The organism is Streptomyces sp. NPDC020681 (genome assembly GCF_044334895.1).
In the GTDB taxonomy this organism is placed as follows: Bacteria; Actinomycetota; Actinomycetes; order Streptomycetales; family Streptomycetaceae; genus Streptomyces.
Genome location: NZ_JBIRTX010000016.1, coordinates 132,105 through 144,292 on the forward strand (window position 1 = coordinate 132,105; position 12,188 = coordinate 144,292).

The 12,188-nt window shown below is 72.4% G+C and carries 6 protein-coding genes; 5 read left to right on the forward strand and 1 reads right to left on the reverse strand.

Features of this window, described 5'->3' with window-relative positions; all coding sequences use genetic code 11:
* The 5 genes from ACH4YL_RS30870 to ACH4YL_RS30890 are packed head-to-tail and all read left to right on the forward strand — an operon-like array spanning nt 1 to nt 11,525.
* Nucleotides 1-1,308, forward strand: a complete 1,308-nt coding sequence (locus ACH4YL_RS30870; RefSeq protein ID WP_398510754.1) for an acyltransferase domain-containing protein — start codon at nt 1-3, stop codon at nt 1,306-1,308.
* Nucleotides 1,305-5,093: an SDR family oxidoreductase gene (locus ACH4YL_RS30875; protein WP_398510755.1), complete on the forward strand. Its 3,789-nt coding sequence runs from the start codon at nt 1,305-1,307 to the stop codon at nt 5,091-5,093. Before ACH4YL_RS30870 ends, ACH4YL_RS30875 begins: the two co-directional genes overlap by 4 nt.
* Nucleotides 5,090-7,741, forward strand: coding sequence for a KR domain-containing protein (locus ACH4YL_RS30880; protein ID WP_398510756.1), 2,652 nt, complete (start codon nt 5,090-5,092; stop codon nt 7,739-7,741). The genes ACH4YL_RS30875 and ACH4YL_RS30880 overlap by 4 nt, the downstream gene beginning before the upstream one ends.
* Complete coding sequence (locus tag ACH4YL_RS30885; protein WP_398510757.1) at nt 7,738-9,123, forward strand: cytochrome P450; 1,386 nt, start codon at nt 7,738-7,740, stop codon at nt 9,121-9,123. The genes ACH4YL_RS30880 and ACH4YL_RS30885 overlap by 4 nt, the downstream gene beginning before the upstream one ends.
* Nucleotides 9,120-11,525, forward strand: a complete 2,406-nt coding sequence (locus ACH4YL_RS30890) for an SDR family NAD(P)-dependent oxidoreductase (protein ID WP_398510758.1) — start codon at nt 9,120-9,122, stop codon at nt 11,523-11,525. The genes ACH4YL_RS30885 and ACH4YL_RS30890 overlap by 4 nt, the downstream gene beginning before the upstream one ends.
* A gap of 55 nt (nt 11,526-11,580) precedes the next feature.
* Here the strand turns inward: ACH4YL_RS30890 and ACH4YL_RS30895 are convergent, their stop codons facing one another.
* On the reverse strand, nt 11,581-12,183 hold the full coding sequence (locus ACH4YL_RS30895) for a TetR/AcrR family transcriptional regulator (RefSeq protein WP_398510759.1): 603 nt from the start codon (nt 12,181-12,183) through the stop codon (nt 11,581-11,583).
* Nucleotides 12,184-12,188: the final 5 nt, after the last annotated feature.

The window sequence follows — 12,188 nt, forward strand, 5'->3', positions numbered from 1 at the left end:
ATGAACCGAGAACTGCATCTGAGCGTCGCCCTCTTCCCGGGGCAGGGCGCCTACCGGCCGGGCACGCTCTCCGCGCTCTGGGAGAGCGGCGACGACACCGTACGCAGCACGTTCGACGAGGTCGACGCGATCGCCAAGGAGAAGCTCGGCCGCGATGTGTCCTCGACGGTGTTCCGGCCGACGCCGCCGAGCCCGGCGACCCTGCTGGAGACCGCGCCGGACACGCTGCAACTGGCCGTCTTCACCACCGCTGTCGCCACCCACCGCCTCCTCGCCGAACGCGGTGCGCGGGCGTCCGTGCACCTCGGCCACAGCCTCGGCGAACTGGCCGCGCTGACCTGCGCCGGAGCGTACGACCTCGCGGACGCGGCGGCCGTGCTCTGCGAGCGCATCTCCGTGCTGCGCGCGTACGACCGGAGCGGCGGGGCGATGCTCGCGCTGGGCTGCGGCCGGGACCGCGCCGAGCGGGTGGTGGCGCTGATCGACCACCCGGAGCTGGTGCTCGCCGTCGACAACAGCGCCCACCAGGCCGTCGTCTCGGGCCCGGCGGACGCGGTCGCCACGGCCGCGGCGATCGCCGGGCAGCTCGGGATCTCCGCGACCCAGCTGCGCTCGCCGCACCCCTTCCACAACCCGCTGCTGGCCGAGGCCCGTCGCCAACTGGCGGTCCGCATCGCGCCGTTCCGCAGCAGGCCGCTGACCGTGCCCGTGTACTCGCCGATCCTCGGCCGCTTCTACCGCGACGGCGACGACCTCGCGGAGCTGCTGGCGCTGCACCTGGTGACACCGGTCGAGTTCGGCGCGGCGGTCTCGGCGCTGCATGCGGCGGGTGCGCGGGTGTTCGTGGAGGCGGGGGCCGGGCGGGTGCTGACGGCGCTGGTGTCGGAGGCGTACCCAGGAGTGCATGCGGTGGCGCCGCTGGCGGGACGGGACGACGAGGCGGGCCTGGCGAAGGCGGCGGATGCGCTGCGGGACCCGCTGGCGCGGGCGGTGTCGGTTGCTGTCGAGACGCCGGTTGCGACGGCGGCTGCGGGTGCCCCTGTCGCTGTCGCTGTTGTGGACCGTGCCGAACTGACCGCCCAGGTCCGGGCGTTGTACGCCGAGGCGATGGAGTACCCCGAGGAGGTCTTCACCGACGACGTGCTGCTGGAGGCCGACCTCGGCGTCGACTCGGTCAAGCAGACCGAACTCCTGAGCAGGCTCGGCGACCGCTTCGGCCTCGGCACTCCGCCGGCCGGCCTGCGGGTGGCGGACTACGACACGTTCGGCAAGGTCGTCGACTTCGTGGCCGCGGGAGCCACCCAGTGAGCCCCGAATTCGCCGGCCGGATCGCGCTGGTGACCGGCGGCGCCGGAAGTGTGGGCCGGGTGATCGTCGAGCGCCTCGCCGAGCGCGGCGCGACGGTGCTGCTCAACTGCTTCCACTCGTACGACTCCGCGAAGGACCAGGCGCGCGCGCTGGTCGAGCGGGGACTGGATGTACGGGTCGTACGGGCGTCGGTGGCACGCCCGGCGCAGGTGGAGCGGATGTTCGCGGAGATCGGCGAGGAGCACGGCCGGCTCGACATCCTGGTGAACAACGCGGCGGCGGGTTCGTTCGTCCCCTTCGACGAGATCACCGAGGACCTCCTCGACCGGACGTACGCCACCAACGTCAAGGGCCCGCTGTGGTGCGCCCGCTACGCCCGTCCACTGCTCGCCGCGTCGCGGGGGCGCGGTGCGGGTGCCGGTGCGGGTGCCGGTGGTTCGATCGTCAATGTCTCGTCGCTGGGCGCGGTCACCACTCCCGCGAACTACCTCCCGGTCGGCGTCTCCAAGGCGGCACTGGAGGCCCTGACCCGCTACCTGGCGGCCGAACTGGCCGAGGACCAGGTCCGCGTGAACGCGGCGTCGTGCGGCCTGATCGACAACCCGGTCGGCCAGATGTTCCCCGACTTCGCAGGAGTCAGCGCAAACACGGTCTCGGCCACCCCCTTGTCCCGCCTGGGCCGCCCGGAGGACCTGGCGGAGGTCGTGCTGTTCCTGGCGTCACCGCGCTCGGCCTGGATCACGGGCCAGACGATCCTGGCGGACGGAGGATTGACGCTGCTGCGCTCGGCGATGTCACCCCCGCAGAGCGCCGCGCCCGCGGACACGCTGCCGGAGGCTGCGGCCTCCGGGGCCACCGCGTCCGCGGGTGCGTCAAGCGGTCCGCCTGCCGCCGCAGACGCGGCCACCGCCTCCACCGGTGCGGCAGTCGGGGCTTCCGCCCCGGCGGCCGAGCGCCCCGGCACGGCGTCCGCCGTCGCAGGCGCGGCCACCTTGTCCGCCCGTACGGCGGAGGGCACCGGCCAGGCGGCCGTGGCCCGCAATGGCACGGGAGCCGCGGCTGCCGCCCCGGCGGCAAGTGCCGACCGGCCGGATACTCCCCGCCGAAACCAGGCCAGCGAAACCGTGCGCGACAAGGCAGTTGAGACTTCCGCGCCGACGGCAGAACGCCACGGCACGGCGTCCGCCGGTGCGGCGGAGAGCGTCAGCCAAGCAGCCGAAGCCTGCAGCAGCACGAGTGCCGCGGCTGCCGCCCAGGCCGCAGGTGCCGACCGGCCGGATACTGCCGGCCCCTACCGGACCGGCGAAACCGTGCGCGACAAGGCAGTTGAGGCATCCGCCCCGGCCGCAGAACGCCACGGCACCGTGCCCGCCGTCGCAGGCGCGGCCGAGTCGGACGGTCATTCGATGGCCTGGGCCGCCGCAGTCGCTGACGCCGCGGCCACGGACGTGCCCGTCGCCTCCAAGGAGGAGGCCACCGGCCGGACCAGGACTGGGACCGGGATCGCCGCGCGAACCGCCGGGCAACACCGCGTGGCGGACGCCGCCGAGGCGGCCATGCCACGGGACCGTGACGAAGCCGGCTCCGGCCGGGGCTCCGCGCGAACCGCCGGGCAACACGACGGCGGCGAAGCCGCCAACGCCGACGACCCCATCGCCGTCGTCGGCATGGGCATGGCCGTCCCCGGCGCCTCCTCCCCCGAAGACTTCTGGCGGCTCCTTCTCGACGGTGCCGAGCTCTTCGTCGACGCCCCCGCCGACCGCTGGGACATCGCCCGGTTCCACTCCGCCGACCGCGGCGCGCCCGACAAGACCTATCAGCGCCGTTCCGGGTTCATCACCGACTTCCGGCCGCACGAGCGGCTGCGTGCCGAGCAGCCGGACGGAACCGGGCTCGACCACACCGCGCTCTGGCTGCGGCACAGCCTCTACCAGGCCCTCGACGGTGTGCGGCAGCAACCGCAGGACCGGTTCTCTTTCTGTGTCGGGTACACACCCGACGGGAGCCAGCACCTCGAAGAGGCCTTCGTGCTGGGCTCCGCGCTCGACACCCTCGCCGAGGACGGTGACGACGCCGTCGACGGGCCGATCGGCGACGCGCTGCGAAGCCGGTTCCGCCGTGGTGACGACCCGACCGGGTCGTATCTCCCGCACCGCATCGGACAGGACGCCATGGACGGCATCCTGCCGTCCGCCACCCGGCTGCACATGGTGGACACCGCCTGTTCCTCCTCCCTCTACGCCATGGATCTCGGCGTGCGCGATCTGCTCTCCGGGCGCAGCGACATCGCCGTCTGCGGCGGCTCGTTCGCGCTCGCGCCGAGCGGGTCGATCCTGTTCGCCAAGCTCAACGGCCTTTCCGTGGGCGGAGCCGTACGCGCGCTGGACGCCGGTGCGGACGGCGCGCTGTTCTCCGACGGCGCCGGGCTCGTCGTGCTCAAGCGGCTCTCCCGCGCCCGTGCCGACGGAGACCAGGTCCTCGGCCTCGTCTCCGCCATCGGGCTCTCCGCCGACGGCCGCGGCAAGGCCATCTACGCTCCCGCCCGCGCCGGTCAGGAGCTCGCCATCGAGCGGGCCTTCGACCGCAGTGGGCTCGGCCCGGACGACGTGGACTGGATCGTCGCCCACGCCACCGGCACGCCGGCCGGCGACGAGGCGGAGTTCACCAGCCTCGCGCAGCGCTACTCCGGCGACCGCGAGACCCTGGTGACCTCCAACAAGTCGCTCGTCGGGCACTGTGGTTGGGCCGCAGGCGTGGTCTCCGTGATCCATACGCTGCTGGCTCTGCGCCATGACACGATCCCGGCGCAGTACCGCTTCGAGCGACTGCCGGACGCTCTGGTCGGCGAGTCGGAGGGGCTGACCGTGCCGCAGGGCCCGGTGGCCTGGCCCGCCAGTGCGGAGCGGCCGCGCCGCGCCGCGGTCTCCGGCTTCGGGTTCGGCGGCACCAACGCGCACATGATCATCTCCGAGGACCACCGCGCGACCCGGTCCGGCCACCCGGCCGCACTTCCCGCGCCGGTCGACGAGGACCTGGTCGTGGTCGGCTGGTCGTCCCATCTGCCGGGCAGCCCGGAGACAGCGGAGGTCGCGGCGTGGGCGGCGGGAACGGGCGAGGATCCCGATCCGTCGTTCGGAGCGACCTACCCCGTACCGCCGTTCCAGCAGCTGCGGATGCCGCCGCCGACCGCGCGGGCCACGGACCGTACGCAGCTGATGATGGTGCGCTGCATGCAGCAACTGGACGAGCCGGTACGAGAGTTGTGCCTCGGACACCACAAGACCACGGGAGTCGTGGTCGGCCACACGGGCGCGACGCGCAACGCGCTGCTGTACAAGACGCGTGCGTATCTCGACGAGATCGGCCACGCGGTGGCGGGCGCCGACGAACCGGCCACGACGGCGAAGTTCCTGCAACGCCTGGAGGAACGGGCCACCGGCCTGATCGCCGCGCCGACCGAGGACTCGTTCCCGGGCGAGATGCCCAATGTGATCGCGGCCCGCCTGTCCAACTACTTCGACCTGCGCGGACTGAACATCACGGTCGACGCGGGCGAGGCGTCGCTGCTGGAGGCGTTCGACGTCGCCGGTTCGTATCTCGACTTCCGGGAGATCGACGTGGCGCTGGTGGCCGGGGTCAACGGCACGGCGCTGCCGGGCTGGAACGACACGGCGGGCCGGCAGGCCGCCGAAGGCGCGTTCCTGTTCGTCGTCACGCGCCGGTCGCTTGCGGAGGAGGCCGGCCTGCCTGTGCTGGCCGTCATGGAAAGGAGCGTCGCGGCATGACCGCCAGGACTTTGCTGGGCGCGGAGGGCGCGCGTGAACTGATCGCGTTCCTCACGCAAGGATCTCCCGCGCCGACGACGGACATCACCCGTCGCGTTCAGCCGGACGGTCCCGTTCACCGCGTCCGCTTCCGCGCACCCGCGGCTCGTACGCCGGCCGAGGCCCCGCCTCGCCCATCCGGTGAGCCGCATCTGCTGGACCGGCATGTGCTGCGGCTCGCGGCCGCTCCCCGGAGCGCACGTGCCAACGGGCCCGTACCGCCTCTCTTCCCCACCGGGACCGTAATCCTGACCAACCGTCAGGCACCGGTGGGGCGGGCCGCCCTGCCGACCGACAGCACCCTAGAAACCACCGTGCTCCGCACAGCGCCCCGCCATGTGCGCGTCGTCGTCGATCTGTCCGGCGAGGACCCGCACGCGGGGCCGTCCGACGGGCTGCTCAGCCTGCACGACGCTCTCTTCCGGACCGCGAAGGCGTGTGCCGAACTCACCGACCGGCCCGAGTCGTTCGTCGTCCTCGTGCTCGGCGGGATCGGCGCGGACCGCACGCCGCACCCGTGCACGGGACTGTTCACCGGGTTCGTGAAGAGCCTGGCCCTGGAGTGGCCGAAGTCCAACGTGCTCGCCGTCGTGCACGACGCGACCGATCTCGCCTCGGCCGAGGACGACGCGGCGGCCGAGGTGGTGACCGAACAGCTGCTGCCCGTCGTCTCGTTCGCACGCGGCACCCGGCTGCTCTGGCAGGCCGCCCCGGATCCGGGACACAGCCGGACAGCCCAGGCCCTGCCCTCCGCGGAGTACACCGTCGTCGCCGCCGGCGGCGGTCGTGGAATCGGGGCCGAACTGCTCACCGCGCTCGCACGGCGCGACCGGCCGCGGACGCATGTCATCGGGTCCACCCGGCTGGACAGGGCCGAAGACGCCGAGCTGAGCCGCAAGGACTTCATCCGTACGCGGACGACGGCGACCGGGCCCGACCGGCTCACCGTGCGCGAGGCCAACGCCGCCTTCGACCGGCTCGCCGCGGCCCGTGAGGTCGCGGCGAACATCAAGACCCTCGAAGGGATCTGCGGGCCGGGCCGCGTCTCGTACCACGTGTGCGATCTGCGCGACCGCGGCGCCGTGGACGCGGTCGTCCGGCAGATCACCGACGGCGGCCGGAGCGTGGACCTGCTGCTCAACATCGCCGGCACCAACCGCGCCGCCTCCGTCGACCAGAAGAGCCTCGACGACTTCCGTACGGTCCGGGATCTCAAGGTGCGCACATACGCCAATCTGAAGGCGGCCTTCGGCGAAAGCGGCGCGCAGCCCCGGCGCTGGTGCAACTTCGGGTCGTTCGTCGGCTTCACCGGGCAGAACGGCGAGACCGACTACGGCTCGGCGAACGACTACTTCAACACCGCCGCCCTGCACAGCGCGTCCCGCGGCGTACGGGAGTTCACCATCGGCTGGACGCTGTGGCGGGACGTCGGTCTCGGTGCCACGCCGATCATGCGGACCTTCCTCGCGAAGAGCGCGCAGTTCACCGCCATGCCCACCGCCGAGGGCGTCGACCACTTCCTCCACGAGCTCGACCAGACCGAACAGACCCCGGTCACCGTCCTGTTCGGCGAGCCGGAACGCGCCGCCATCCAGGCCGCCGTACCCGGATACCTCGACTTCTGCCGTGCCGCGCCCGAAGAGACGGCGACCGCCGCTCTTCCGGACTTCTTCGTCGATGACATCACCGACAGGGCACCCGACCGCCTCACCGTCGTCCGTACCTTCAACCAGGACCGCGACGCCTATCTCCACGACCATGTCGTCAACGGCTACCCCACCCTGCCCGGCACCTTCGTGCCCGAACTCGCCGCGCAGGCCGCCATGCACCTCGTGCCGGGCCGTGTGCCGGTCGTCTTCGAGGACATCCGGCTCGACTCGTTCCTGCGGGTCTACAAGCCCGGCCGTGACGAGACCAAGCGCATCAAGGCCCGCCTGGTCAGCCACGGCCCGCAGGAGTCCGTCGTCGACATCGAGGTGACCGGCGACGTCCTCGCCCCGAACGGGCGGCTGCTCGTCAAGGACCGCCGGCACTTCTCCGCGCGTGTACGGCTGCGCGACGAGCCCGTGGCCTCGCCGCGCTGGGACCACTGGGACGACCAGGGCGCCGGGCGCATGGCCGACCCGTACCATCTGCCCAATCCCGCCGTGCTGCTCAGCGGCGTCTTCGTGTCCACCGCCGACACCCGCACCCACCCCAACGGCCGCCGTGCCCGCTACGCGCCCGACCGGCCCGGCATCGAGCGCTGGTTCTCCTCGCTCGTCGTGCCGTCCGTCCTGCTGGACGGTCTTGCCCGCGTCTCGGTTCTCGACCGCACCGACGGCGACTGGACCCCGCTGGCCGTGCCGCGCACCATCCGCCGGATCGATCTGTACGGCGGCCACACCGACGCCACACTCGCCGCCGCGGGCACTGGGGTCGAGCTCTACTCACTCCCCTCCCGCCTCGATCTCGAGAGCGAGGAGGACAACCGGGCCGTGGCGGTCACCGCGGACGGCGATGTCGTGCTCCAGATCAAGGACATGACCGGCGTCGTGCTCGGCCATGTCAACCAGACCACCGGCGAGTACCGCGAGCGCGGGCGCCCTGCCGAGGAGGCAACAGCGTGACCGAGAACAACGAACAGCAGGGCGGCGTCTGCCCGGTGACCGGGGCGCGGGCCAAACAGGTCGAGGGACCGGCGAAGTTCCCGCTGTCGTCGCCGGTGATCTCGACAGTCGCGTACGCATCCGATCCGCCGGGCTACTCGCTCCGTGCCCAGCAGAACCACGGCACCGTGGTGAAGCTGCCGATCCTGCCGCACAACCCGACCGTCCAGCTCTCCGCTCCCGACGCCATCCGGCGCGTGCTGCAGAGCAACGCCGACAACTACTCGCGGGGCGCGTACTACGAGGCGTTCGAGCTGTTCATGGGGCGCGGACTGCTCACGCTGGACGACGGCGACTGGCGCGGCCACCGCAAGGTCGTCAATCCCGCCTTCACTCCGAACGCGATCGCCGCCCGCTCCGCCGAGACCGACGCGGCCGTGGCCGATCTGGTGAGCCGTTTCGCGGAACACGCCCGCGCGGGCCGCGAGTTCGACCTGTTCACCGAGTCGATGAAGCTGACCTGCCGGGTGATGGGTCTTGCCCTGGTCGGCAAGGATCTGTCGAAGGACGGCGGCGAGTTCGCCGAGGCGGTCTCCGTCGCGCTGGAGGCGATCTTCAAGAACGTGGGCTCGCTCGACAAGGCGATCCCGTCCTTCATACCGACCCCGTACCGCAGGAAGGTGGCCAGGGCGCGGCGCACGCTCGAACGCGTCGTCGCCGAGGCCGCGCAGAACGTCGATCTCGGCATCGGCGGCGAAGTGGCCACGCTGATCCGCGAGTCGGACCTGCCGGAGGACGCGCTCTGGGCGGACCTGGTGACGCTCTTCCTCGCCGGGGTCGAGACCACGGCGCTGTCTCTGTCGTGGACGCTGTACGAGGTCGCGCGCGACCAGGAGGCGCGCGAGCGGCTGGAGGAGGAGACGGACCGGGTACTGGACGGGCGCATGCCCACCGGGCAGGACCTCGCCGAGCTCACCTACGCCGGAATGGTCGTGGACGAGGGGCTGCGGATGCATCCGCCGGTCTGGCAGTTCACGCGGGAGGCGATCGAGGACGACGTACTGGCGGACCATCACATTCCGGCCGGTACTCCGCTGCTGGTCTCCGTGTACGGCGCGCACTACAACCCGGAGCAGTGGGATCACCCGGAACGGTTCGACCCGGAGAGGTTCCGGCCGGGCCATACGCCGACCCAGGACCGCTCGGCCTATCTGCCGTTCGGCGGCGGCCGCCGGCAGTGCATCGGCAAGAAGATGGGGCTCACTGTTCTGCAGCAGACGGTCGCCGCGGTCTCGGGCCGGTTCCGGCTCTCGCTCGCGCGCGAGCAGGCCCGCAACGGCGCGTTCATCACGCTGTTCCCGAAGGGCGGCATCAAGGTGACGGCCGAGGAGCGACGCCGATGACGACCACCGCCGGGGCCGGGGCGGCCTGGCCCGCCGTGCGGCCGCATCTGTCGTCCTTCGATCCGGACGCCTTCGTACGGCCGGTCGACCGGTTCATCTGGGAGCCGGTCCATGTTCCGCACACCGGCCCGGCGCCGGTCCGGCCGCTCGCCGGACGCCGGCTGCTGCTCGTCGGCGAATCGGCCGACCTGGTCGGGGCGGTGGCCGCCGAGCTCGGCGAACGCGGCGCGCTGGTCGTACGGTCCGACCCCGGCACACCTCTGGCCGGCGACGGCTGGGACGGCATCGTCGACCTGAACGTGATGGGCGAGACGTACGAACTCGGCAACACCGGCTGGCAGTCGGCGCTCGCCCGCACCACCGAGGCGATCCGCTGCGCCTATCAGCGCTGGGCCGCCGAGCCCCGGTTCGGCCGCCACATCTATCTCGCGGTCACCCGCCTCGGCGGGCTCGGGGGCCACGGCGAAGGCCCGGTGCCGCAGCCGCTCGGCGGCATCTGGGCCGGCCTCGCCAAGTGTCTGCCGCGCGAACTGCCGGCCGCCGGCATCGTGGTCGTGGATCTCGACCGCGCGGAGCCGGCGGCGATCGCCGATGCGGTGGAGCGTGAGTACGTACAGCCCGAGCACTTCGAGGTCGGATACCGGGAGGGCCGGCGCCATGTGCTGGTCGGGCGGCCCGCGCCGCTCCTCACCGGCGGCCACCGCCCGCCGGGCCGCGACGACACCGTGCTGATCACCGGCGGTGCGCGCGGTGTCGGCTTCGCGGCGGCCCGCGCGTTCGCCGAGTCGTTCGGCTGCCGGGTCGTCGTCACCGGCCGCGGTGAGCGTCCGGAGGCGGACGAGGTCAGCGCCCTGGACGACGAGGAGTTCGCCGTCTGGCGCCGCGGCCGGCTCGGCGAGGCCCGGACGCCCAAGGACCTGGCCGCCGCCCGTCGCGAGATCCGGCGGGCGGACGAGAACCGCACCGTCCACCGGAATCTCGCCGGGGCCGCGGCGAGCGGTCTGCGCATCGACTATCTGCGCTGCGACTGCACCGACGCCGAGCAGGTCGAGCGGGCCTTCGCCGCGCTCGGCGAAGGCCCGCAGTTCGTGATCCACAACGCCGGTATCGACGATCCGGCCCGATTCGACCGCAAGTCCGCTGACGAGGTGGTGCGTACCGTCGACGTCAAGGTCACCGGCTTCGCGAACCTCGTCGCCGCGATCCTCGCCCGCCCCGAACGCCGCGACCGGCTACGGCTGTTGAGCAATGTCGGCTCGCTGGCGGGCCGGATGGGCGGCATGGTCGGCCAGATCGACTACGCGGCGGGCAACGAGGCCCTCGCCCGGCTCGGCTTCTGGGCGCGCGACAACCTCGGACTGCCGGTGCAGACTCTGTGCTGGCCGACCTGGGAGCGCCTCGGCGTCATCGCGAACTACTCGGCCGCCGTCCGCTACGTCTCCACGCTCGACCCGGCGGAGGGCGCTCGCCGCTGGGCCGAGGAACTGGCCTCCGGCCACACCGACGAGGCGGTGTTCCTCGGCCGGATCGGCGCGGTCCTGGCTCCGGGCCAGCTCCGCGGCTTCGGCATGCTCACCGGCCATCCGGACCTGCCGCGCCTGCATGCGCTCGACCACCATCTCGGCGATGTCGAGGAGTACGAGATCTTCCGCTCGCTGCGCACCACCACGCGGCTGACCGCGCGGCAGCATCCGTGCCTGTCGGACGTGCGCGTGGACGGAGCGCCCGCCGTCCCGGTCAGCGTCGTGCTGGAACACGCGGTGGCCGCCGGCGACTGGGTGGTGCCGGAGGGCTGGCCGCTGCTCCATCTGCGCGAACTGCGCGATCTTCAGGTCAGGTTGGACGGACTGCGCTTCACCGACGGCCATCTCCTGCTGCACCGCGAGGCGCACGGCGGCTACACGGACGGCGAGTGGTGCGTCGACGTCGCGGTCCGCGACCCGGAGGGCTCGGACATCGCCACGGTCACGCTGGTCTACGGAGCGGAACCGGCCGAGCCGGTGGCGGTGGTGGACGAGGAGAGCGGCAACTGGCCGTCGGGGCGTACGGGTTGGCTGAGCTGGTCCGGTGTGGTCTTCCCGGAGGGCCGGTACGACACGGCCGGCCGCGATCGGGACGGCGGGCTGCGGCTCGGCCTCGCGCCCGTGCTGCCCGCCGATCTGTGGACCGTGCCGTTCCCGCCGGACCCGACGGTGGCCCCGGCGGCGGTCGAGGCGATCGTCCGCGCCACGGACCGGCACACCGCCCGGGACGCACCGGGCACGCTGACGATCGGCCGTCTGGTGCTGTGCCCGGGCGCGCAGCGCGTCGACGCGTTGCATACGACGGCGGATCTGCGTCGCTGGACGGGCCTGCGGGAAGGGGCGGGCGTCCTGCTCGCCGAGGGTGTGGCCCTCGCCTGAGACAGCGGTGGCCCGGGCCGTTCGGCCCGGGCCACTCATCGCATCAGCAAACAAGCTACGCCGACGGGTCCCGACGCCAGCCGTCCACGACCGCCTTCAGTGTCGCCTCGTAGCAGTCCGCCAGATTCAGCCCCGGCGGTTCGTTCCCCGACAGCTCCAAGGACACCAGACCGTGCGCCGCACCCCAGCAGGAAACCGCCACGACCTCGGGCGACGCCGTCTTGAACTGGCCGGCCGCCTGGCCGCGGAGCACCGCGTCCACCAGCGGCTGGATCGTCGCGCCGACCTCGCTCCTGCGCTCCGGCGTCGGCTCGTACTCCACCGTCCGGTCGGCGAACATGATCGAATACAGATGCGGATTCGCAAGCGCGTACTCGCGGTAGGCCACACCCAGCCGGATCACATCGGCTGCGGGATCGTCCGTCGGGTCGACCGTGGCCAGACGTGCGACAAAGAGCCTCGCGGCCTCCCGGTACAGGCTGTCGAGCAGCCCGGCCTTGTTCCCGAACAGCGAATAGACCGCCGTGGTCGAGGTCTTCACATCGGCGGCGAGCCGACGCAGGCTCAGCGCCGCCGTGCCGCGGTCGAAGACCGTGGCGGCCGCGCGGTTGATGAGCTTGAGACGGAGTGCTTCGTCATGTGTCTTGAGCCGGGCCATTCGTC